The organism is Hymenobacter miniatus (assembly GCF_016427455.1).
GTDB classification, from domain to species: domain Bacteria; phylum Bacteroidota; class Bacteroidia; order Cytophagales; family Hymenobacteraceae; genus Hymenobacter; species Hymenobacter armeniacus.
Genome location: NZ_JAELXR010000018.1, coordinates 72,793 through 96,476 on the forward strand (window position 1 = coordinate 72,793; position 23,684 = coordinate 96,476).

Sequence of the window (23,684 nt, forward strand, 5' to 3'; positions counted from 1 at the left end):
CAGGCGGGCATTTTTAATTCTTGATTGTTAGTTCAACTACGCCGCGCGCATGTGGCGCAGCGTCGACTTCTCGAACTTGCTGCGGCAGTAGCTCAGGTTGATTTGCAGCTTGTCGGCGCCTTCTTCGGAGGGCATCTCGAACATGGCGTCGGTCATGATGCTCTCGCAGATGGAGCGCAGGCCGCGCGCGCCAAGGCGGTACTCGTCGGCCTTTTCCACGATGTACTCCAGCGCGTCTTCGGTGAAGTCGAGCTCGATGTTTTCCATGCCGAACAGGCGCTTGTACTGGCGCACGAGCGAGTTTTTAGGCTCGGTTAGAATCATGCGCAGCGTGGTGCGGTCCAGGGGGTTGAGGTGGGTGAGCACGGGCAGGCGGCCGATGAGCTCGGGGATGAGGCCGAAGCTCTTGATGTCCTGGGCCGACACGTAGCGCAGGAAATTCTCGGTGTCGACCTGCTCTTCTAGGTTAGTCTTGGCAAAGCCCAGCGGCTTGGTGTTCAGGCGGCTCTTGATGATGCGGTCGAGGCCCGAGAAGGCGCCGCCGCAGATGAAGAGGATGTTCTCGGTGTTCACCGAAATCATCTTTTGCTCGGGGTGCTTGCGCCCGCCCTGGGGCGGCACGTTGATGTTGGTGCCCTCCAGGAGCTTCAGCAACGCCTGCTGCACGCCTTCGCCGCTCACGTCGCGCGTGATGCTGGGGTTGTCGCTCTTGCGGGCAATCTTGTCGATTTCGTCGATGTACACAATGCCGCGCTCGGCGGCTTCGAGGTTGTAATCAGCGGCTTGCAGCAGGCGGGTGAGGATGCTTTCCACGTCTTCGCCCACGTAGCCGGCCTCCGTCAGCACGGTGGCGTCGGCGATGCAGAAGGGCACTTGCAGGATTTTGGCCAGCATGCGGGCCAGGAAGGTCTTGCCGGTGCCGGTTTCGCCCACCATGATGATGTTGGACTTCTCAATCTGCACTTCGTCTTCGGAAGGCTTCTGCATCAGGCGCTTGTAGTGGTTGTACACCGCTACGCTCATCACGCGCTTGGCTTCGTCCTGGCCCACCACGTACTGGTCCAAGTGCTCCTTGATGGCCTTGGGCTTGATGAGGTTGAACTTGGGCTGCTTGCTGGCGTCCTGCGCCTTGGCCTCCTCGTCGAGGATGTGCTGGGCCTGGCCCACGCATTTCTCGCAGATGTGGGCGTTGATGCCCGAAATCATGACGGCGACTTCGCGCTTGCTCTTATTGCAAAAGGAACAGGATATTTCGGCCACGGAAAGAGGAATAGAGACGAGTGAGGGGCAGGATTTTGGACAAGCGGGCTCAAAGGTACGACATGCCCAACGCCTTCGACGAGAAAAATGGTGCCCTTGCGCAAAGACTAAGATAGTGCGCTCTGTAGATATTTCGTAGTTTTAAAGCCTGAGGCATCAGCGCAAGCAGGTTGCGTTGCAGGCAATTATCAGGTAGTTGAGCCCTGGTTCGCTATGATGAGCAGACGATTAAGGACGCCTTTTTTTCGCCAAAGGTGGCACGGCCTGCTGGCCGTGCTACGGTTGGGCTTAGGGCTGCTGGGCGCCTGCCTGCTCGCGGGCCCGCCGGCCGCCCAGGCCCAGACGCTGCCCTCGCGTCGCTTCGGCCTGAGCGAAGGCCTGCCCGAAACCAGCGTGAGCGACCTGGCCCAGGACGGCCAGGGCCGGCTCTGGCTGGTGTCGGAAGTGGGCGCCGCCTGGTACGACGGCCACGAGTTTCATTCCCTCACCACCCGCTCGGGCCTGCCCAACACCCGCGTCACCACCCTGGCTGCCGACCCCGGCCCCGGTGCCAACATGTGGCTGGGCATGCGCGACGGCTCCATTTGCTACTACAACGCGGCCACGGGCCGGGCCCGACGCATCACGCCGCGCCGCACGCAGGGCCGTTTTGCCCAGGTGCTCACCCTGCTGCCCCAGGGCACCGGCACCCGCCGCCGCCTGTGGGTGGGCACGGCCGGAGGGGCGCTCTACTGCCTGCGCTGGCCCGATGCGCCCATGCCCGGCGACAGCCTGGCCATGCCCATTGCCCAGCAGGTGCAGGCCCGCGCCGGCTCCGACGACAAGCCCAAGGCCGTGAGCGCCCTCCTGCCGGCGCCGGCCGGCGGCCTGTGGGTGGGCTCCGACGAAGGCCTGCGCCTGCTCGACGCCACCACCGGCCGGCCCCGCCCGCTCCCGGCGGCGCTGCCCGCTGAGCTCCGCACCGGGGCCGTGGTGGGCCTGAGCGCCGCCCCTGATGGCCGCCTGTGGTGCAGTACGCCCACGGCGGGCCTGTTTGTGCTCGACCCGCCCGCGGCGGGCGGGCGGGTGCGGCGCTACACTGCCGCCCAGGGCCTGTGCTCCGACCGCGTGCTGCGCGTGGTGGCCGAGCCCGGCCGCGCGGGCCGCGTGTGGGCCCTCACCGGCAACGGCCTGTGCTACCTGCCCACGCCCACTGCCTCGGCGGCCCGCTGCCTGCCCGGCACCGGCCTTATTTCGCACAGCTACCGCCGCGGCGACCTGCTGCTCGACCGCGAAGGCAACTTGTGGTCCACGTCGGCCAACGGCCTGACCCAGTACTTGCCCGACGCGCGGTTTGCGTTGTTTGACACGGCCGACGGCCTGCCGGGCACCAAAGTCTATGCCCTGGCGCCGGCCCAGGGCGCACCCGGCAGCTACTGGGTGGGCACCAACGACGGCCTGGCGCTATTCAGCCCGGGGGCCGCGGGCGGCACGCGCTGCCAGGTGCTGCCCCGCCGCGAGCCCGACCTGCACAACATTGTGCGGGCGGTGCTGCCCCGCGCCAACGGCGACGTGTGGGTGGGCACCATTCAGGGAGGCTCGGCGGTGTGGGAGGCCGGCAACCGCCGTTGGCGCTTGCTCAGTCCGGAGATTCCGGCCCTGGCCGAAACCACGGTGGCCAGCATGGTGGAGGACGCCCACGGCCGCATTTGGCTGGCCACCGAAACCAACGGCCTTGTCATCTACGACCCTGCCACGGGCCGCGTTGAGCAATACGTGGGCCCGGCGCTGGCCGGGGCCCGCCGCGTGATGAAAGTGCTGCGCAGCCGCGCCGGCACCATGTGGCTGGGCACCGAAAACGCGGGCCTGCTGCAGGCCGAAGAAACGACGCGGCCCAGCGGCGCGCCCGGCTTGCGCTTCCGGATGGTGGCGCCCCGGCCGGCCGGGGCCGAGCCGCTGTCCATTTTTTCCATCACCGAAGACTTGCGGGGGGCGTTGTGGATGAGCAGCTTCGGCGAAGGCATCTTCACCCACGACCCCGCCCACGCGGCCCGCGGCTTGCGCCAAGTGCCCCTGCGCGAAGAGCCCGGCGCCCACCTCGACAACCCATATTTTGTGCAATGCGACGCCCGCGGCGACGTGTGGCTGGGCACCACCCGCGGCCTGCTGCGCTACGAGCCCGGCCCCGGCCGCCAAACTTTTTTTGGCCGCGAAGAGGGATTTATGGGGCAGGAAACCGGCATCAACGCCGTACTGGCCGAGCCCAACGGGACGCTCTGGGCCGGCACCGTGGCGGGCCTGATGCGCTACACGCCCGCCGGCGCCCGCCCCAACCGCGTGGCGCCCTATCCGCGCCTCACGGGGCTGCGCCTGTTCCGGCGCGACACGGCCCTGCGGCCCGGCGCCAGCCTGCCCCATTTCCTCAATCACCTCACCTTCGACTACAGCGCCAACAGCCTCACCAACCCCGGCCGCGTGCGCTACCAGTACCGCCTGCGGGGATTTGACGACGACTGGACCCGGCCCTTGGCCGCGCGCTCGGCCGCCTACACCAACCTGCCCCCCGGCGACTACCGCTTCGAACTGCGCGCCGCCAACGAGGCCGGCGTGTGGAGCCCCGTGGCGGCCGCGTATTCGTTCAGCATCCGGCCGCCGTGGTGGCGCACGTGGTGGGCCTATGCACTGTATGCCCTGGGCTTTGGCCTGACCATCTATTGGGTGCGGGCCTACACGCGCAGCCGCGAGCGGGAGCGGGCCGACCGCCAACTCGAGCGCCAGGCCTTGGAGCATTTGCTGGAGATGGACCGGGTGAAAAACGATTTCTTTACCGACATCAGCCACGAATTCCGCACGCCGCTCACCCTCATTCTGGGGCCCGCCGAAACCCTGGCCGCCGACGCCCCCGACCTTACCACTCGCCACATGGGTAGCCTCGTGTTGCGCAACGCCCGCAAGCTGCTGACCCTCATCAACCAGGTGCTGGATTTGAGCAAGCTCGAAGCCGGGGCCCTCCGCCTGCAGCCTACGCCTGGCGATGCCGCTGCTGCCGTGCGGCACCTGGTGGCCTCGTTTGCCTCGCTGGCCGAAAGCCGCCGCATTGCCCTGCATTGCGAGGCCCCGGCCACGGCCGTACCGCTGGTGTTCGACGCCGCCAAGCTGGAAGAAATAGTGACCAACCTGCTGGCCAATGCACTGCGGTTCACACCCGCGGGCGGCACCGTCACCGTCAGCGTGGCCGAGCTGCCGGCCACGGCCGCCGCGCCGGCGGGCCGTGTCACGATTGCCGTGCGCGACACCGGCCCCGGCATTGCCGCCGCCGACCTGCCGTTTCTATTCGACCGGTACTACCAGGCCCACAGCGTGCCCGGCAAACCGCGCACCGGCACGGGCATCGGGCTGGCGCTGGTGCGCGAGCTCACGGTGCTGCACGGCGGCACCGTGGCCGTGGCCAGCGAACCGGGGGCGGGCTCTACGTTCACGGTGGAGCTGCCGCGCGGGCTGCGCTCGGTTGCCGAAACACTGCCGCCATCTGCCGCCCCCGTGCCCAAGATGCCGGAGGCTGGGGCCGAGGATGCCGCAAGCCCGGCCGAATTGGCGCTGCCCCATGCGCCGCTGGTGCTCGTCATCGAAGACAACGAGGAAGTACGCCGCTTTGTGCACGACGCGCTGGCCCCGGAGGGCTACCGCCTGCTGCTGGCCGCCGACGGCACCTCTGGTCTGGACCGGGCCCGCGCCGAAGTGCCCGACGTGGTGGTGAGCGACGTGATGATGCCCGGCCTGGACGGCTACCAGGTGTGCGCTGCTCTCAAAACCGACCCCGCCACCAGCCACATTCCGGTGGTGCTGCTCACCGCCAAGTCGGGCCCCGCCGACAAGCTCGAAGGCCTCGAAACCGGGGCCGACAGCTTTCTGGCCAAGCCCTTCAACCCGCGCGAGCTACGGGCGCAGGTGCGCAACCTGCTGGTGCTGGGCCAGCGCGTGCGCGCCCGCTTTGGAGCCGAGCATGCCCCGCCGGCCCTGGCCGATGACGAGCCGGCCAGCCGCCTGGCGGCCCACGCCGAAGCCGTGGCCGGCCTGCCTTCTCTCGACCAGGAATTCCTCCGGCGCGTCAACGAGTCGGTGCTCGCGCACCTAAGCGACGAAACCTTTGGCGTTGATGAGCTCGGGGCCGACATCGGCATGAGCCGCACCCAAGTGCACCGCAAGCTGAAGGCCCTCACCGGGCAGTCGCCGGGCGAGTGCATTCGGAGCGCGCGCCTCTACCGGGCGCTGGCCCTGCTACAGGCCCAGGTGGGCACGGTGGCCGAAGTGGCGTACCAGGTTGGATTCGGAAGTCCGGCGGCGTTTTCCACGGCGTTTTCGCGGCAGTTCGGCTACCCGCCCAGCGCCACGGTGCGCCACCACAAAGCCGGCCGCAGCGAAGCCTGAACCTGTCCGTGGCCGGACAAAGTGCAAACCACGGGCGCCCGACAGGACGGGCCAAATGCCGGTTTTTGGGCAAGACAGGGCAGCCGCGGCAAGTAGATGCCACAAACGCCAATGCATTTGCAACGCGTGCGAAAGCCCTGCAACAAGCGCCAAAGCATTGGCAACGCCGCCGTGCCGCAATTGAGACGGAAAAGGGTTGTTTTGGCAGCAAGGTGCGCTCACGCCGATACCCCGCGCCGCTGCTTCAAATAATTCTACCCGTCTCAGCCTGCGTCCGAACTCTACCCAGGGCGGAGCAATGCACAAGTAGGTTCTGTCCCGTCTGCCGCCTTCGTTTGCTTCACCTCCAACGCTTTTGCAGTATGGATACGACCTTGCCCGCGCGCCGCTTGGAGCCCGCCGATTTGAGCTGGGCCACGGCCTTTCTGGAGTCGGCCTGTTCCGAGCATCCCGTACTGAACTACTGCTGCACCGGCCCGGATGCCAATGGGCAGCGCCTCTGGCTGCTGGAACAGGTGCTGCGCTTCGGCCTACGCTACGGCCGCGTGTACATCAACCCCGAGGGCAATGCCCTGGCCGTTTGGATTGGGCCCGAGCATCCGGCGGCCACGCTGCGGCGCTTCCTGCGCACCGCCCTGCTGCCGGCTGCGCTCTGGCGCTTGGAATGGGCCGGATTTCAGCGGCTGCGGCATTTTTTGGTGGCCACCACGTGGCTGCGGCGCCACAGTTTCACGGCTCACCAGCAACACTACCTGTTGGCCTTGGCCGTGCGCCCCGCCGACCGGGGCCGGGGCCTGGGCCAGCGCCTGCTGCGCGTGACGCTGGCTGCCATGCAGGCTGCCCACAGGCCCTGCTACCTCGACACGCAGCAGCCCACGCTGTTGGGCTTTTTTCAACGGCTCGGGTTTCGGTTGATGGGGGAGTGCGCCACCGGCCAGACCCCCGACGCCCCCATCAATTGGGGCTTGGTGCGCGAAGGCCACGCCTGAGCCCAACCGGTAAGGCGGCCGGCGCGCCCACTAGGAGCCCGGCCGTTGGCCTCTTTCCCAGGACATTTTGTGTACATACCTATGGAACCTCAAATCCCTCACCTGCAGCTGGTTTTCTTGTCGTCAACCGTCACCTCGGCTTGGTCGAGCGGCTGGGCCTTCACCGCCACCACTGCCCCACAACCGCACCCTGCGGCCGCCAACGTCATCCCCGCCCGCATGCGGCTGGCCGTCATTGCGGCTTAACAAGCAGTTGCTACTTGGTGCCCCGGGCCACTAGCTCATTGCCAACTAGGTGCCTCCATAGCAACAGAGCGCCTTACCAGCTCGGTTGTAGTATATTTTGCAAGTTGTATATTACAGGCGGGTCGGCCTGTTTTGTGGCAAAGTATGTCACGCCGGCGCGCTGCCTCAACCGGTAACCGCCGGATATTTATTTGATTCCACTGCTCGGTTTTCCGGCCAACTACCCGCCGGGAGCGGGCCTATGTCCTTCCATGTTGCCATTGCTACCCGCTGCACGTCGAATGCCCCGGTGGTGCGGGCTGGTTAGCCTTCTCGCGTTTGTGGCGGCTCCGGCAGCGTCCCAAACCTTGGCGGTGCGTTCCTACACCACCGCTAATGGGTTGGTACAGTCCAGCGTGTATTGCCTGGGCCAAGACCCGGAAGGCCGCCTCTGGATAGGTACCCAGGGCGGCGTGTGCGTCTTCGACGGCAAGGAATTCCGCAACTACGGCGGGCGTGAGGGGTTGCCCGACTCGCACGTGCAAGCCGTGGCCGTGGCCCCCGACGGCCGCACCGTGTGGCTGGGCCAGAAATACGCCGGCCTGGCGGCCTTGGGGTCCACCGGCCGCATCCGGCCGGTGCCGCTGCCGGGCTTGCACGTGCCCGGCCGCATTGCGGCGCTTTGGGCCAGCCAAACCGACGTATGGCTGGGGTCTAACGCGCAGGGCGTGTGGCGGCTGAGCTTTTCCCCAAGCCGCGCCGACACCGTGGTGCAGCATTGGAGCGCCGGCCGCGGCCTGCCCACCGACACCGTAGAATGGCTGGGCCCGGGCCTGCGTGGGCGGCAGTGGGCCACCACGCCCCAGGGCGTGGTGGTGTTCGACCGCCGCACGGGCCAGCCGCTGCCCGCCGAGCAGGCGGCCCTGCCCGCCGCCCTGCGCGAGCACGCCTACGGCTGCCACCGCGTGAGCGACTCGGTGGCCTGGGTGGGTTCGGCACGTGGATTATTGCGGGTGGGCGCCAGGCCGGCTGGGGGGTGGCAGCTGCGCCGCTACGGTCCGGAATCGGGGTTGGCTGCGGGCCCGGTGCTGCGCGTGGTGCAAGACCCCGCCGGCCGTTTGTGGGTGAATACCGTGGCCGGGCTTTACCGGGGCGTTTTTCAAGGGAATACCCTTCGATTTCAGCTAATTCTGGCGCGGGCTACCTTCGATGACGACCGCGCCTGCGACGTGCTGGTGGACCGCGAAGGCAGCCTGTGGGCCGCCACCGACGCCGGCGTCAACCAGTATTTGACCGACGAGCGGTTTGCCCAATTCACCACCATTGACGGCCTGCCTGCCAACCCCGTAACCGCCTTGGCGCAGGCCCGAAGCGGAGAACTGTGGGTGGGCACCCAGCGCGACATTGGCCGGCTCACTCTTGCGGCCTCCGGGCCCCAGCCGCCAGCCCGCCCGCTGGTGGTGCCCGCCCGCACCGGCCGCGGCCACTACGTGCTCAGCCTGCTGCCCGATAGCCGCGGTGGCATGTGGGTGGGCACGCTGGGCGAAGGCGCCCGCCGCTACGACCTGCAAACGGGCCGTTGGGAAACCTATAACCACAACGTGGAAGGCCTAGCGGGCCAGTACGTGGCCAGCATGGCCGAAGACCGCCGCGGCCGCGTGTGGCTGGTGACGCACCGCCGCGGCGTGACGGTGTACGACCCCGCCAACCATTCCTTCCGCACCTTCCGCAGCGGGCAGCGGGGGCTGATGAGCAACAATTTCTGGCAGGTATACCGCGACCGGGCCGGCCGGCTCTGGCTGGCTTCCGACGACGCCGGCCTCGTCAGCGTCGACACCGACCACGACACGTTTCGGCGGGTGGATGGGCAGGCCGGGCGCCTCACCATCGGCTCCATTAGCGAAGACCGGCGCGGCCACCTGTGGCTGGGCCCGGTGGGCGCGCCGCTGTTGCGCTACGAGCCCGCCACCGGCCGCCTGCACACCTACGGCCTGCACCTGGGCCTGCAGTCCATCAATCCGTATTTTGTGCAGTGCGACAGCGCCGGCCGCGTGTGGATAGGCACCCACTTGGGCATCGATGTGTTTGACCCCGCCCTCAACACCGTGCGCTCTTACGCGCCGGCCGATGGCTTTCTGGGCGGCGAAACCGACGAAAACGCCGTCCTCCTCACCGGCAGCGGGCAGGTGTGGATGGGCACCGTGGGCGGCCTTATGCTCTACGACCCCCGCCACGTGCCCCGGCCCGGAATGCCGCCCCGCCCGCGCCTCACCAACCTGCGGGTGAACCTACGCGACACCGCTCTGCAGGCCGGCCTCACCCTGCCTTATCAGCTAAACGGGCTAAGCTTTGATTTCCGGGGCGTGAGCTTGGCGCGGCCGGGCAGCGTGCGCTACCAATACCGCCTGCGCGGACTGGGCGAGGCGTGGGCCGGGCCGGGACCGGGCACCTCGGCCACGTTTGCCAACCTGCCGCCCGGCCCCTACACCTTTGAGGTGCGGGCCACCAACGGCGAGGGGGGCTGGAGCCAGCCGGCGGCGTTTGCTTTCACCATTGAGGCGCCGTGGTGGCGCCGCTGGTGGGCGTGGGGCCTCTACGCCGGTGCGTTGGTGCTGGCGCTGTACGCGGTGCGGCGGCGCACCCGGCTCCAGGAGCGCGAGCGGGCCGAGCGCCGTCTGGAGCGCCAGGCCTTGAGCCACTTGCAGGAAATGGACCGGGTGAAAACCGATTTCTTTACCAATGTCAGCCACGAGCTGCGCACGCCGCTGACCCTCATTCTGGGCCCGGCCGAACTGCTGGCCGACGAAGCGCCCGACGCCGTGAGCCGGCAGCGTGGCGGGCTGGTGCTGAACCAGTCCCGCAAGCTGCTGTCGCTCATCAACCAACTGCTGGATTTGAGCAAGCTTGATTCGGGGGCATTGCACTTGCACCCCACCAGCGGCGACGTGGGGCAATTGGTCCGGCACACGCTGGCCGGTTTCGAAGACCTGGCGGCCCGCCAGGGCGTGGTGTTGCGGCTTGAAGCGCCGGCCGGCCCGGTGCCGCTGGTGTTCGACGCCGAAAAGCTCGACGAAGTGTTGACCAACTTGCTGGCCAATGCCCTGCGCTTCACACCCGCGGGGGGCACCGTGGCGCTGCGCCTGAGCCAGAGCGTGCCCACCGTGGCCGCCCCCGCCGGAACGGTAGAGCTGGCCGTGGCCGATACCGGCCCCGGTATTGGCCCTGAGCACCTGCCGCATCTGTTCGACCGTTTCTACCAAGCCAGCCCCAATGGCCGGGCCCAAGGCGAAACGGGCTCGCCGCGGCAGGGCACGGGCATTGGCTTGGCGCTGGTGCGCGAGCTGGTGGCCCTGCACGGCGGCACGGTGGAGGTGAGCAGCGAGCCCGGGCAGGGCGCTTGCTTTGTGGTGCGCCTGCCCAAGGGCGTGCTCACGGCCGAGCCCACGGGGCCGGCTAACGGCGCAGCAACAACCCGTTCACCGGCTGTTCTCGCCGAACCGGCGCCCGCAACCGCGGCCGCGCTATTCGCCCTGGATGACCCGGCGCCGGAAGGGGAGGTGGTGCTGGTGGTGGAGGACAGCGCAGAGGTGCGGGCCTTCATCGCCGAGGCGCTGGCGGCGGACGGCTACCGCCTGCTGCTGGCCGCCGACGGCACCTCCGGTCTGGACCGGGCCCGCGCCGAAGTGCCCGACGTGGTGGTGAGCGACGTGATGATGCCCGGCCTAAGTGGGCACGAACTCTGCGCCGCCCTCAAGGCCGACCCGGCCACCAGCCACATCCCCGTCGTCCTGCTCACCGCCCGCTCTTCGGCCGACGACCGGCTGCTTGGGCTCGAAACCGGGGCCAATGCCTACTTGCCAAAGCCGTTCCGCCCGCGCGAGTTGCGCGCCCAGGTGCGCAGCCTGCTGCAACTCAGCCAGCAAAACCGCGCCCGCTTTGCCGAATTGGCGGCGGGCATTCCCGCGGCGAGCCCGCCCGCCGAAGCGCTCGGCGTGCTCGAAGCTCCGCTGCCCAACCAACTGGCGGTGCACGCTGCGGCCGTGGCGGGCCTGCCCTCACTCGACCAGGCCTTTTTGGCAAAGTTCGACGCCGCTGTGCTGGCTCACCTCGGCGATGAATCATACGGGGTAGACCAGTTGGGGCAGGAGCTTGGCCTGAGCCGCACCCAACTGCACCGCAAGCTGAAGGCCCTGACCGGCCAGGCGCCCGGCGAATACCTGCGCAACACGCGCCTGCTACGGGCGCTGGCGTTGCTACAGGCGCGCGCGGGCACGGTGGCCGAGGTGGCGTACCAAGTGGGCTATGGCAGCCCCGCCCATTTTAGCACAGCCTTCTCGCGGCATTTTGGCTTCGCACCCAGCACGGTCGGGAAGGAATAGGCGAAAAAACAAGGAACTGATAGAGGCCGCATTCTGGGCCGTGGTGAGTCGGCGTGGGCGCGACGCTGACAAACGCTGCGTCCAAAAAAGTGTGGAAAAAAGACAGGAAAAAAGAGGGCGCGCGCAAAAACCAACGTAGTCGCAACCGAATCCAAAGCCGCGTCACGTCTTCGCACGCATTTGAAACACCCGCGGAAACCGCTGGGCTGTCCCGAAATCTTCCTTTGCTGGCAGCAGCGTCGCCCCATCCGAGGCCGCGCTGGCGCTTATGCATCATCCCCTTTTCGTTCGTTCACACTCTGCCGCGTCGGCCCTGCCCCGGCGCCTCGAAGCCGCTGACGTGGCCTGGGCCACGGCGCTGCTGCTGCGCGCCACCGCCGCGCACCCGGCGCTGCGCTACGTGTGCGGTGGCCCGTCGGCGGCGGGCCAATACTGGCTGCTGAAGCAGTTGTTGCTGCTGGTGCTGCGCCACGGCGCGGCATATACCAACGCGCCGGGCACGGCCCTGGCTTTGTGGCTGGGCCCCGCGCAGGCCGCCGCTGCGCGCACCACGCGGCTGCGGTTGCTGCCGGCCACGCTGTGGCATTTGGGCTGGGCCGGGCACCGGCGTCTGGGCCGCTTACTGAGCACCATGACGTGGCTGCGCCGCCACGGCGTGGCCGGGCCGCACCACTTGCTGCTGGGCGTGGCCGTGCTGCCCGAGGCGCAGGGCCGGGGCGAAGGGCGCCGGCTGCTGGCGTCCACGCTGGCGCTGCGGCAAACGCCGCTGCCGTGCTATTTCAGCACCCAAGTGCCGGCGCAGCTGGCATTTTACCAAGGCATGGGCTTTACGCTGGCCGGGCACTGCCCCGTGGGCGACGGCCCCGACGGCCCCCTGAGCAATTGGGGCTTGCTGCGTCCGCCCACCGTCTACCCCAACCTCTGATTTTCATTGACATCTCCCCCTCTTTCTCAGCACTATGAAGAATGTATACTCTCTGACTCGCAGCCGCGGAACCTTGCTGCGCTTGATGTTGGCCTGCGTGGTAGCCTTGCTGCCGGTTCTGGGCCACGCCCAAAGCGTGGGCATTGGCGCGGGCACCGTCACGCCGCCGGCGTCGGCCGCGCTGGAAGTGCGGGCCACTAATAAAGGGGTGCTGTTTCCGCAGGTGAGCCTGACCGGCCTGACCGACGCCACCACCATTCCGAACCCCGTCGCGGCCCTGCTGGTGTTCAATACCAACGGCGCCCTGGCCGACGGCACCGGCTTTTACTACAACGCTGGCACCGCCGCCGCGCCCGCCTGGACCAAACTCAACACCGGCGCCGCCCCGGCCACCAGCGGCTGGAACCTGACCGGCAACGCCGCCACCGACTCCAGCCGCAACTACGTCGGCACCACCGACGTGAAGCCCGTTCGCTTCGGCGTCAACGGCCAGGAGCAGGCCCGCCTGCACGTGAACGGCGCTTTCTGGCTGGGCGGGGCGCCCGTCGGTTCGCCGGCTTTCCCCGACAACAACCTGCTTCTCGGCTACCAGGCCGGCAAAACCCTGCCGGCCGGCGCTTACAACAACCAGTACGTGGGCTACCAGGCGGGGCTGAAGGCCACGGGCATCTACAACCAGTTCACCGGTTTTCAGGCGGGTTACAACACCACCACCGGGGCCGAAAACTACTTCAGCGGCATGCGCGCCGGCTTTGCCAACACCACGGGCCAGCAGAATTTCTTCGAGGGCCGCTCGGCGGGCACGGCCAACACCACCGGCAGCCAGAACCATTTCGCCGGCTTTCAGGCGGGCTTGGCCAACACCACGGCGTCGGGCAACCACTTTGAGGGCTACCGGGCCGGCCAGGCCAACACCACCGGCGACGAAAATCACTTCAGCGGCTACAACGCCGGGCGCAGCACCACCACCGGCTACCGCAACCTGATGGTGGGCTTCCGGGCGGGCTACGCCAACACCACCGGCCGGGGCAACATTTTCCTGGGCGCCAACGCCGGCCGCCGCAACACCACCGGCGAAAGCAACGTGGCCATCGGGCACGGGGCCTTCGCGGGCAGCATCGACGCCTACGCCAACGTGGTGGTGGGCGACTCGGCCGGCAACAAGCTCACCGACGACTCCAACGTCCTCGTCGGCTTCGAATCGGGCCTGAATGCCACTTCGGCGTCGGGCAACGTGGGCGTGGGCCGCGCCGCGGGCCGCAGCCTTACCACCGGCGACGCCAACGTGTTCATCGGTCAGCAGGCCGGCACTTACACGGTCACGGGCTCCGACAACACCTTTCTGGGCTATTTCGCCGGCGAAAACACCACTTCCAGCAACAACACCTTCGTGGGCGCCAACGCCGGCGTCGACAACACCACGGGCTCGGGCAACGTGTTCATGGGCTTTTTCGCGGGGCACGACAACGTGACCGGCAACGCCAACACCTTTCTGGGCTACGAATCGGGCCTGGATTCTGAATCCAGCTCCGACAACACTTACCTAGGCTACCAAGCCGGCCGCAGCACCCCGGTGGGCGTGCGCAACACGTTCGTGGGCAGCGGCAGCGGCCAGGGCGGCGGAGCCGGTGGCAACTCGCAGGACAACACCGCCGTGGGCTACCGCGCCGGCCGGGCCCTCGATTTTGCCTTCAGCAACACCTTTGTGGGCAGCGAGGCCGGCGTGGTGACCAACACCGGCGGCTACAACGCCTTTCTAGGCACGAAAGCGGGCTGGAAAAACACCACCGGCGGGGCCAATACCTTTATCGGCTCCGGCGCCGGGCTGTTCAACACCACCGGCGGGCGCAACGTGCACGTGGGCAGCACCGCCGGCCGCAACGGCACCACCGCCGAGGACAACACGATGGTGGGCAACAACGCGGGCTATTCCACCACGGCCAACGACAACACCTTCGTGGGCAGCACCGCCGGGCTGGACAACGTAACGGGCACGGCCAACGTGTACGTGGGTTCGCAAGCCGGGCGCGGCGCGTCGGGCCAGTTCAACGCCGTGCTTGGTTTCGACGCGGGCTCGGGCTCGCAGTCGAACGGCAACGCCGGCAGCACGGCGGCCAGCAGCGTGGTGCTGGTGGGCTACCAGGCCGGCCAGCGCAACTCGGCCAACGGCCTGACCGCGTTGGGCTACCAGGCGGGCCAGATAAACAGCGGGGCCAACAACACCTTCGTGGGCTACGACGCCGGCGGCACCACCACCAGCGGCACCGACAACACCTTCGTGGGCTCTGGCAGCGGGGGCAGCAACTTCACCGGCAGCCGCATCACGGCCATCGGCAGCGGCGCGGGCACATCGGCCGGCCAGCCGGGACTCACCAACTGCACCTTTCTTGGCTACGGGGCGCAGTCGTCCTACAACAACGTCATGGTTTTCGGCAACGACGACGTGGAGCACTGGATGTTCGGCCGTCAAACGCCCGGCCCCGGCGTGCTCGTGGTGGGCACCGGCGGGACCCTGCCCTCGGCCGGCAACGGCGCTTACCTGAGCACCGGCGGCGCCTGGACCAACGCCTCCGACGTGAACCTCAAAGACCACATCGAGCCCACCGACGGGGCCCAGGTGCTGGGCTTGCTGCGCCAGCTGCCCATCACGCGCTGGCAGTACAAGCACACCAACGGCGAAACCCACCTCGGCCCCATGGCCCAGGATTTCTACCGCCTGTTCCACCTCGGCGTCAACGACACCAGCATCAGTTCCATCGACCCCGCCGGCGTGGCCCTGGTGGGCGTGCAAGAATTGGCCAAGCAAAACGATTCCCTCAAGGCCGAAAACGCCCAACTCCGCCAGCAACTGCAGGCGCTCCAATCGGGCCAGACCGCGCTAGGCGCGCGCCTTGCCGCCTTGGAGCAAGCGGCTCGGTTCGCCGCGCCCGTCCCGGCTGCGCAAGCAAGCCGCTGAGGTGCCATGTGCCACCGAAGGCTGCCTCGGCAGCTTCAGCATCAATAGGTTCCGGTAGATAAGCAGTAGTGCCCGGCGCTTGTCAGGGCTCCAATGACTTCCAGCCCAACTTCTCATGAAACACCTTTCTCAATTCATTCTGTTGCTTCCTTTACTACTTGGGGCTGCCTCGGCGCGCGCCCAAGTGGGCGTGGGCACGGCCACGCCGGACGCCAAGTCGGCGCTCGACATCCGGGCCACGGACAAGGGCCTGCTGATTCCGCGCCTGACGGCGGCCCAGCGCACGGGCATCACGAGCCCGCCGCAGGGCCTGATGGTGTACCAAACCGACGGCACGGCCGGCGGAGGCGCCCAAACCGGCTTTTGGTACTACGCCGGCACCGGCGGCTGGGTCTACCTCGACGCCGCTTCCGGCACCCTCACGCTGCCCTACTCCGGCACGGCCAGTACCTCGGGCAGCGCGTTTCAAATCACCAACTCCGGCGGCGGCATTGGCGTGCGCGGGGCCTCGGCCAGCGGGCAGGGCGTGGTGGGCCGCGTCAACGGCACGGGCCCCGGCCAAGGCGTGGTGGGCGTGAAGGGCACGACCGTGCCCAACGTGGACGACGCCGGCGTGGTGGGCCTGAGCGAGGCCGACTACGGCGTGTACGCCTACAGCTTCCAGAATATAGGCGTGGCCGGCACCACCGATGGCAGTGCTACTGGCGTGGCCGGGGTGTCGGGCCGGGCCACTGGCGCCGGCATCGGCGTCAGCGGCACCAGCAGCAGCGGGAGCGGGGTCGAGGCGTTCAGTAACAGCGGCTATGGGGTGAAGGCCACCTCGGGCAGCACGGCGGCCGTGTACGGCTCGGCCAGCAACAACGCCAGCAACAACGGGGCCGTGGTGGGCACCAACACCAACGCCGGCAACGCTGCCGTGGGCGTGCTGGGCCTGACCCAAAACGGCTGGGGCGTGCGCGGCGTGGCCTCGGGCAGCAACGGCTACGGCGTGGAAGGCATGGGCACGGCTGGCTACGGCGTGCGCGGCCTCTCCAACACCGGGAGCGGGGTGTACGGGCAGACGGACGCCGCCAGCTCCGCGAGCGTGGCGGGGGTACTGGGGCGCAGCACCAGCACCACCGGCACCGGCGTGCTGGGCACCACCACCAGCGGCTACGGCGTGCGCGGCGAAGCCAGCGGCACCACCGGCCGGGCCGGGTACTTCGCCCAAACCAATGCGGCCAGCACAGCGCCTGTCGTCGAAATTGCGCAGTCCGGCAGTGGCCCGGCCCTGAGCGTGACCGGCGGCGCCATTCGCACCGCCGAAGTGAACGCGCCGGCCACGGGTAGCGCCAACCTGCTACCGTTGGCCTACGGAGTCATTGCGTCCGATGGCACCATCCTCAATGGGTCGGGCAATTTCACGATTGCCCCGCGCACCGCTGGCAGCGGGCAATACCTCATTGAAATAACAACGCCGGCCAACCTCAACCTCGACAATGCCATTTGCCAGGGTACCGGCAACTATGGCAATAGTTCCAACCCCGTCATCGTGCAGGCCAGGGGCTATTCCGGGGGCCTGGTTGAGGTTTCTACCGCTCGTGTCAACCTGTTCGTCGGAGGAAGTTCGGGCGGTTATTTCTATACCGACTACAGCTTCTCCTTCGTGATATATCGCCCTTAACTGAGCTTGAGAAGTCTCGGCCCCTTCGCCCTCAACGGTGCACTGGGCGGGCGCACTGCTAGCCTGGACATGACGAAATCGGCTATCAATTACGCCTCGTCCTCATGCCCTAGCCGCCGCCGCGCGACAGTGGCCACGACGGCCCCCGGCCTGCACCAGAAGTTCTGGCCAGCAGCCAGCACACCTTTTCACCTCAATCCCAACCATCGGCCATGAAAAAGAAATTACGCCTAAACGCAGCCGCTTTCTTGCTGCTGGTCGGCCTCGCGGCCCCGGCCCGTGCCCAACTCACCGTGGCCGGCGGCACCCTCACGGTGAGCCCCTCCACCGAACTCACCGTGACCGGCAACGTGGGCATCTCTGCCGCCGGCACCCTCGACAACCAAGGCACCGTGCGCCTCACCGGCGACCTGGGCAACGCCGGCGCCATTGGCCCGGGCACCGGCCTGTGGCAGCTCAACGGCACCGCGCTGCAAACCCTATCGTCGTCGGGCACCGGCACGCTGGGCACGCTGGAAGTGGCCAACGCCGCCGGGGCCACGCTGGGCACGGCCCTGAGCGCGGGCGCCCTCAACCTGAGCGGGGGCCCGCTGCAGTTGACGGGCTTCGACTTTGCGGTGGCGGGCGCCATCACCAATGCTGCGGGTACTCGCTTCGTCGTTACCAACGGCGCGGGCCAGCTGCGCCGCCCGGTGGGCACCACGGCCGTGCAGTTTCCGGTGGGCCCGGCCGGGGGGAGCTATCGGCCGGTGGCGCTCACGCGTAGCAGCGGCACGGGCAACTACGCGGCCAGGGTGGGAGCAGGGGCGCTCAGCGCCGGCAACAGCGGGGCGCCCCTTACCACCGATGTGGTGGCTCTGCGCTGGAACGTAGCCCCGCCCGACGCCGTGCCCTTCACGATGCGCGTGGAGTGGCTGGCCGCCGACGAACTCGCCGGCTTTCAGCGCTCCCAGTCGGCACTGGGCCGCTGGAACGGCAGTGCCTACCTGGTTTCGGAGCCCTACAGCAATGCCTCCGGCCCCAGCCCGTACAGCCGCACCGTGGCGGGGCTCACCCTGGCCGGCCCCTACATTGTGGGCGACCAGCAGTCGCCGCTGCCCGTCGAGTTGACTCGCTTTGAGGCCCGCCGCCCGACGGGCCAGCCGCGCGCCGAGCTAACCTGGGCCACTGCGTCGGAGAAGAATAACCTGGGCTTTGAAGTGCAACGGCAGGACGAAGGCCAGACCACTTTCCGCCGCGTGGGGTTTGTGTCGGGGCAGGGCACGGCCACCACGCCGCACGAGTACGCCTTCACCGACCCCAACGACTTTCAAGGGCTGAGCTACTATCGGCTCAAGCAAATCGACCAAGACGGCGCGGCCACCTACTCCGGGGTGCGCAGCATTGCGGGCCTGCCCGCCGGCACGCCCTTCAGCCTCAGCGTGTATCCCAACCCGGCGCACGCCATGGCCACCATTGAGGCGAGTGGCCCCGTGCCCCCCGGCCTGCAGCTACGCCTCTACAGCGCCGACGGGCGCCTGGTGTGGGCCACTGCCTGGGACAAGCCCCAAGCCACGGCGCCGCTGCCAGTGGCCGGGCTGGCCACCGGCGTGTACTGGTTGCGGTACGAGGCGCCGGCCGGCACCAGCGGCACCCTCCGCCTTCAGGTAGAGCAGTAGCTCCCGGTTTCCTATGCATCCATCCCTTTTTTTCTGTCATACCATGAAAACACTTTTCCGCATCTTGCCACTGGCCGTACTCGCCACCGCATTGGCCCCCAATGCGCAGGCCCAAACCCGCAAGCCTGTGGCCAAGCCCGTCGCTAAACCCGCCGCAAAGCCCGCCACCAAACCCGCTGCGAAGCCCGCTGCGAAACCAGCCCCAGCACCGACCACTCCCGCTCGGGCCGCCGCGCCGGCTCCTGCTCCCGCGCCGGTTGCCCCAGCGGCGTCTTCTACGGCCTCCACACCGGAAGCAATAGGCCCGTTCCAAGTGGGCACCAACATGGTGAACGTCGGAATCGGCTTGGGCAACCGCTACAACTACGGCACGGGCTACTTCGGCGGCAGCTCGTCGGTGACGCCGGCCCTAAGCGTCTCATACGAGCGAGGCATCTTGGCATTGGGGCCGGGCGTGGTGGGCGTGGGCGGCTTTGTGGGCTACCAAGGCGCTACCTACGACTTCGGCGGCAGCGACCGGTGGAAGTTCACCGACATCATCGTGACCCTGCGCGGCACCTTTCACTACCCCGTGGCCGAACAGTTCGACGCGTACGGCGGCGTGAACCTGGGCTTGCGGCACGCCAGCGCGTCTTTCGAAGGCAGCAGCATTTACGGCTCATTGGGTTCGGCGAGTGCCAATGAAGTCGCGGCAGGTTTGTTCGTGGGCGGCCGCTACTTCTTTACGCCCAGCATTGGGGCTTTTGCCGAACTAGGCTACGACCAAACCTACCTCAAAGTCGGAGTCGCGGCTAAGTTCTGAGCCGCCCCCGAACGTCGCAGAGCTCGGTCGATTTTACCAACTAGTTGCGCCGGCTGCTACCAGCAACGCTTGGCTTTCCTATCTTCATCATGAAGCACATTTTCACTATTGCCGTTGCGTTGGGGGCCTTATGTCCGCTGGCGGCCTCGGCCCAAGTGGGCGTGGGCACGGCCACGCCGGACGCCAAGTCGGCGCTCGACATCCGGGCCACGGACAAGGGCCTGCTGATTCCGCGCCTGACGGCGGCCCAGCGCACGGGCATCACGAGCCCGCCGCAGGGCCTGATGGTGTACCAGACCGACGGCACGGCCGCGGGCGGCGCCCAAACCGGCTTTTGGTACTACGCCGGCACCGGCGGCTGGGTCTACCTCGACGCCGCGGCCAGCGGCGGCCTGACGCTGCCCTACTCGGGTTCCTACTCGGGCATCGGCAATGCGTTTGGGATAACCAACACCGGCATTGGCGCGGGCATCGTGGCTTCTTCCACCCTTAGCACGGCGGTGAGCGGCACGGCCAGTTCCGGCGCCGGCGTGGCCGGGGCTTCTACTTCAGGCACAGGCGTGTTGGCTAGCTCCGGCACGGGTACTGCGTTGGCTGCCAATAAATCGAGCAGCCAAACGGGCCGGTTGGCGGCCCTTACCAACGCCAATGCCGCCAACGACTCCACGGCCGCCTACATCAGTACGGTTGGCGACCGGCCGGCCCTGCGCGCCGTGAACACGGCCACTTCGGGCCAGGCCGCCATCCGCGGCGTGAAGCAGGCGGCCGCTGCCGACGGCAGCGGCGTGGAGGGCGTCATCACCACCGGCGCCACCGGCGACGCCGCCGGCGTGCGCGGCTTGGACCAAAGCGGCGGCACCGCGGGCAGTGGGGTGCTGGGCCTCACGGTGGGCGGGTTTGGCGTGCGCGGCGTGGCCACCGATGGCTACGGCGTGTTGGGCAGCAGCACCAACGGGGCCGGTGTATTCGGTAGCAGCCAGGCCAATTCCAGGGGCGTGGCGGGCGTGGTGGGTTCCGGTGGCTTTGGTGCCGATGGCGTTGGGGTATTGGGCAATTCCGCCAGCGGCTACGGCGTGCGCGGGGTCGTCACGAGCGGTGGCATCGGGGTGCAGGGCGTGGCCACCAACGTCTACGGCGTGAATGGCATCAGCACCAGCGGCGCGGGGGTATACGGCAGCAGCGCCAGTGGCTACGGCGCGCAGGGCAGCAGCACCAGCAGTTCCGGGGTATTCGGCCAAACGGCGGCCGGCAACGTGGGCGGCGTGGCCGGGGTGGAAGGCACGAGCACCAACAGTTCGGGTGTGGGCGTGCTGGGCACCACGGTTAGCGGTTACGGCGTGCGGGGCGAGGCCACGGGCACCAGTGGCTACGGGGTGACGGGCGTGGCCTCGTCCACCAACGGCATTGGGGTGCTGGGTTCGGCCACGGGCGGGGCCGCGGGCGTCATCGGCCAAGCCAGCGGCACCGGCCGGGCCGGCTACTTCAACCAGACCAGCTCCACCGGCACCGCCAACGCCCTGGAAGTACAAAACAGCAGCCTGGGCCGGACGGCCTATTTCAACCAAAGCAACGCCAGCAACACGGCCGCGGCCGTCGAAATCAACCAATCGGGCACGGGGCCGGCCCTCAACGTCCGGGGTTCCGTCGTCAATTCTGCCTCCACGGGCTCGGCCAATATGCTTCCCGTGGCCTACGGCAAAGTGGATGACAATGGCACCATTCTCTCCGGCTCTGGCAATTTCACAGTTGCACACACCGCCAATACGGGTGTCTACCTCGTCACCTTGACGTCTGCCAACTTGGTTAACCTGGACATGGATGCCGCCGTGTTCCTTGTCAGTTTGAACAGTGCGTTTTCCGGGGTGCGCTCGGTTATTAAAACCCGCAATGGCACGTCCATTAATAATAATCGCGGGGCCTTCGCCGTGGATATCAGCAATGCCAATTCCGGCAGCCCCGTTGTTCCCGAGGAGCGTTTTTCCTTCGTGCTTTACGCGCCTTGAGGCCGTCCCGACTGCTCAAATCAATACAAAAAAGCCTCTGCTATATCAGCAGAGGCTTTTTGTTTCAATCGGACGTTAGCGCGAAGCTTACGCTTTCTTCTTCTCGAGTACCTCGTCAATCAGGCCGTATTCTTTGGCCTCGTCGGCGCGCATCCAGTAGTCGCGGTCCGAGTTGTCGTGGATTTCCTGGTAGGTTTTGCCGGTGTGCTGCGCCAGAATGTCATACAGTTCTTTCTTCAGCTTCAGGATTTCACGGGCCGTAATTTCGATGTCCGACGACTGGCCTTGCGCGCCACCCGAGGGCTGGTGAATCATCACGCGGGCGTGGGGGAGGGCCGAGCGTTTGTTGGCCGCACCGCCCGCCAGCAGCACGGCACCCATCGAGGCCGCCAGACCCGTGCAAATCGTGGCCACGTCGGGGTTCACGTACTGCATGGTGTCGTAGATGCCCAAGCCGGCGTACACCGAGCCACCGGGCGAGTTGATGTAGAGCAGAATGTCTTTTTTGGCATCGGCCGACTCCAGGAACAGCATTTGGGCCGTCAGGATGTTGGCGATGTAGTCGTCCACGGCCGTGCCCAGGAACACAATCCGGTCCATGATGAGGCGCGAAAACACGTCGATTTCGGCGAAGCGCGTGGGGCGCTCCTCAATCACCGAGCGGGTCATGCCCGTGGGCAGAATCAGGCCGCCGCGCGTCTGGCCTTCCACGTGTTGGATGTACTGGTCTACACCCAGCCCGCTGAGGCCCTGGTGCTTAACGGCAAACTTGCGAAACTCTTGTTTATTCAGCATTTGAAGGAAATGAGGCGCCGGCCGAGGCTGGCAGGGTGATGGTTGTAAGACGCGAAACAACGCCGAATGTTGTAGAGACGCAACATTTTGCGTCTCGTCGTTGCACGATTGCGCGTGAACGGTGCGGTTCCGGTCGTTCAACGACGAGACGCAAAATGTTGCGTCTCTACCTCGTTCAACCAAAACTGCCAACAAAAAAGCCCCTACGTCACCGTAAGGGCTTTTCCAAAATCGGACTGCGCAGTGCTTAGCTGTGCAGGGTCCGGAATTCTTCGGCCGTTACGGGCTTGTCCGTAACAACAACTTTGCCGCGCAGGTTTTCGAGCACTTTCTCTGCCAGAATGGCCTCGTACTCGTTCACGAAGTTCTTGCCGTTCTCCTGCTTGAGGTACTGGTCGGCGTAGCTGCGCATCGACTCGCGCATCTCGTCGGGCATGTTCGGCATGTTGAACTGGCCCATGATTTTGTCGAGGGTGCGGTTCACGATTTCGTCGTTGCTCACTTTCAGGCCGGCTTCTTCCACCACCTTGTTGCGAATCATGCTCCACTTCAATTCCTTCTCGTAGTCGGTGTAGTGCTGCTCCACCAGCTCGGGCGTCAGTTTGCCCTCGTTGGCGCGCACCAGCCACTTCTTGAAGAACTCCGTGGGGATTTTGATGTCCACGGTGTTCACCAACTGCTCCACGATGCTGTTGTTCAGGGCACCTTCGGCCTCACGGTCGTAGTTCGACTGAATGGTTTCGCGCACTTTGGCGTCGAACTCTTCCTGGCTCGAAACAGCTTCGGGGCCAAATACTTTGTCGAACAACTCCTGATTGAACTCGGGCGCCGAAGTGCGGTTCACCTTCTCCACGTTGAACACGTAGTCGCCGGTGGCGTCCGTGGCCTCGGCCTTGCTCAAACCCGAGAAGTTCGAAATCGAAGCCGCATCGTTGTTGAAGGCCTTCTGCAAGTCGAACGTAATCACGTCGCCGCTTTTCTTACCAATGAATTGCTCCTGCTGGTCAGCCGCCACTTTGTTGATGGGCAGCAGCACGGTGCGGCCGTCGCCTTCCTCGTCGGCCTTCCTCAGCTTGCCGAAGAGGTAGTCGCCGGCTTCCGAAGCCTCGGGGTTGGTGGTTTCGCCGTACTGACGGGCAATCTGCTCGTTGGTCTGGGCCAGCGTGTCGTCGTCGATGGTCACCTTGTGCAGCTCGGCGGTCAGGCTTTCGGGCAGGGTGAAGTCGGGCAGCAGGCCCAGCTCAAACTGGAAATCGAAGTCTTTGTCGGTGTCGAAATCCACGTTGCTGGCCACGGGCAGGGGCTCGCCCAGCAGTTTGATGTTGTTCTCCTTAATATAGGAGTCCACGGCCTTGCCGAGCATTTTGTTGATTTCCTCGGCCAGAATGCCTTTGCCGTACATTTTGCGCACCATGCCCACGGGCACCATGCCGGGGCGGAAGCCCTTCACCTGGGCGCGCTTGGTGTACTCTTTGATTTGCTTGTCGACGGTGGGGGCGTAGTCGGCTTCGGTCAGGTGCACGGTCAGCAGCCCGGTCAGCTGCTCGTCGTTCTTGTCGAGGGTGATGTTCAAAACAGGGGAGCCGGCTTCTGCTGGCGGGTTGAGTGGTTGAAAAAAAAGC

The 23,684-nt window shown here is 66.8% G+C and carries 13 protein-coding genes; 10 read left to right on the top strand and 3 right to left on the bottom strand.

The window, feature by feature from the left end:
* Positions 1–36: 36 nt before the first annotated feature.
* Positions 37–1,260 (bottom strand): ATP-dependent Clp protease ATP-binding subunit ClpX, encoded by a 1,224-nt coding sequence (clpX, locus tag JAO73_RS20870; RefSeq protein ID WP_198979201.1) that lies wholly within the window; start codon positions 1,258–1,260, stop codon positions 37–39.
* A 273-nt stretch (positions 1,261–1,533) separates the two neighbouring features.
* On the opposite strand from clpX, the gene JAO73_RS20875 reads away from it, so the two are divergent.
* The 10 genes from JAO73_RS20875 to JAO73_RS20920 all read left to right on the top strand — a co-directional run bounded on the left by JAO73_RS20875 (position 1,534) and on the right by JAO73_RS20920 (position 21,267).
* The gene (locus JAO73_RS20875; RefSeq protein WP_198979202.1) at positions 1,534–5,667 is read left to right on the top strand and encodes an ATP-binding protein; all 4,134 of its coding nucleotides are present in this window, start codon (positions 1,534–1,536) and stop codon (positions 5,665–5,667) included.
* A gap of 362 nt (positions 5,668–6,029) precedes the next feature.
* Entirely contained in the window at positions 6,030–6,656 is a 627-nt protein-coding gene (locus tag JAO73_RS20880) for a GNAT family N-acetyltransferase (RefSeq protein WP_198979203.1), read from the top strand.
* 81 nt (positions 6,657–6,737) lie between these two features.
* Positions 6,738–6,902, top strand: coding sequence for a hypothetical protein (locus JAO73_RS20885; protein ID WP_198979204.1), 165 nt, complete (start codon positions 6,738–6,740; stop codon positions 6,900–6,902).
* A 320-nt stretch (positions 6,903–7,222) separates the two neighbouring features.
* Entirely contained in the window at positions 7,223–11,260 is a 4,038-nt protein-coding gene (locus JAO73_RS20890) for a two-component regulator propeller domain-containing protein (protein WP_198979205.1), read from the top strand.
* Positions 11,261–11,528: 268 nt separating this feature from the next.
* The gene (locus JAO73_RS20895) at positions 11,529–12,185 is read left to right on the top strand and encodes a GNAT family N-acetyltransferase (protein ID WP_198979206.1); all 657 of its coding nucleotides are present in this window, start codon (positions 11,529–11,531) and stop codon (positions 12,183–12,185) included.
* Between the two features lie 34 nt (positions 12,186–12,219).
* Positions 12,220–15,141: a tail fiber domain-containing protein gene (locus JAO73_RS20900; protein WP_198979207.1), complete on the top strand. Its 2,922-nt coding sequence runs from the start codon at positions 12,220–12,222 to the stop codon at positions 15,139–15,141.
* A 115-nt stretch (positions 15,142–15,256) separates the two neighbouring features.
* Positions 15,257–16,804 carry a phage tail-like protein gene (locus JAO73_RS20905; protein WP_198979208.1) on the top strand — a complete coding sequence of 516 codons (1,548 nt, stop codon included), beginning with the start codon at positions 15,257–15,259 and terminating at the stop codon, positions 16,802–16,804.
* A gap of 212 nt (positions 16,805–17,016) precedes the next feature.
* The gene (locus JAO73_RS20910; RefSeq protein WP_198979209.1) at positions 17,017–18,462 is read left to right on the top strand and encodes a T9SS type A sorting domain-containing protein; all 1,446 of its coding nucleotides are present in this window, start codon (positions 17,017–17,019) and stop codon (positions 18,460–18,462) included.
* Between the two features lie 43 nt (positions 18,463–18,505).
* Positions 18,506–19,264, top strand: coding sequence for a hypothetical protein (locus tag JAO73_RS20915; protein WP_198979210.1), 759 nt, complete (start codon positions 18,506–18,508; stop codon positions 19,262–19,264).
* An 89-nt stretch (positions 19,265–19,353) separates the two neighbouring features.
* Positions 19,354–21,267 carry a beta strand repeat-containing protein gene (locus tag JAO73_RS20920; protein WP_198979211.1) on the top strand — a complete coding sequence of 638 codons (1,914 nt, stop codon included), beginning with the start codon at positions 19,354–19,356 and terminating at the stop codon, positions 21,265–21,267.
* A gap of 87 nt (positions 21,268–21,354) precedes the next feature.
* Here the strand turns inward: JAO73_RS20920 and JAO73_RS20925 are convergent, their stop codons facing one another.
* Positions 21,355–22,062 carry a ClpP family protease gene (locus tag JAO73_RS20925; RefSeq protein WP_190927204.1) on the bottom strand — a complete coding sequence of 236 codons (708 nt, stop codon included), beginning with the start codon at positions 22,060–22,062 and terminating at the stop codon, positions 21,355–21,357.
* A gap of 247 nt (positions 22,063–22,309) precedes the next feature.
* On the bottom strand, positions 22,310–23,635 hold the full coding sequence (gene tig / locus JAO73_RS20930; protein WP_198979212.1) for a trigger factor: 1,326 nt from the start codon (positions 23,633–23,635) through the stop codon (positions 22,310–22,312).
* Positions 23,636–23,684 lie beyond the last annotated feature (49 nt).

What these genes read in the sequence shown, in the direction of transcription:
- JAO73_RS20880 (WP_198979203.1), top strand. Translation starts at nt 6,030, where the DNA reads ATGGATACGACCTTGCCCGCGCGCCGCTTGGAGCCCGCCGATTTGAGC.
- JAO73_RS20885 (WP_198979204.1), top strand. Translation starts at nt 6,738, where the DNA reads ATGGAACCTCAAATCCCTCACCTGCAGCTGGTTTTCTTGTCGTCAACC.
- JAO73_RS20895 (WP_198979206.1), top strand. Translation starts at nt 11,529, where the DNA reads ATGCATCATCCCCTTTTCGTTCGTTCACACTCTGCCGCGTCGGCCCTG.
- JAO73_RS20900 (WP_198979207.1), top strand. Translation starts at nt 12,220, where the DNA reads ATGAAGAATGTATACTCTCTGACTCGCAGCCGCGGAACCTTGCTGCGC.
- JAO73_RS20905 (WP_198979208.1), top strand. Translation starts at nt 15,257, where the DNA reads ATGAAACACCTTTCTCAATTCATTCTGTTGCTTCCTTTACTACTTGGG.
- JAO73_RS20910 (WP_198979209.1), top strand. Translation starts at nt 17,017, where the DNA reads ATGAAAAAGAAATTACGCCTAAACGCAGCCGCTTTCTTGCTGCTGGTC.
- JAO73_RS20915 (WP_198979210.1), top strand. Translation starts at nt 18,506, where the DNA reads ATGAAAACACTTTTCCGCATCTTGCCACTGGCCGTACTCGCCACCGCA.
- JAO73_RS20920 (WP_198979211.1), top strand. Translation starts at nt 19,354, where the DNA reads ATGAAGCACATTTTCACTATTGCCGTTGCGTTGGGGGCCTTATGTCCG.
- JAO73_RS20925 (WP_190927204.1), bottom strand. Translation starts at nt 22,062, where the DNA reads ATGCTGAATAAACAAGAGTTTCGCAAGTTTGCCGTTAAGCACCAGGGC.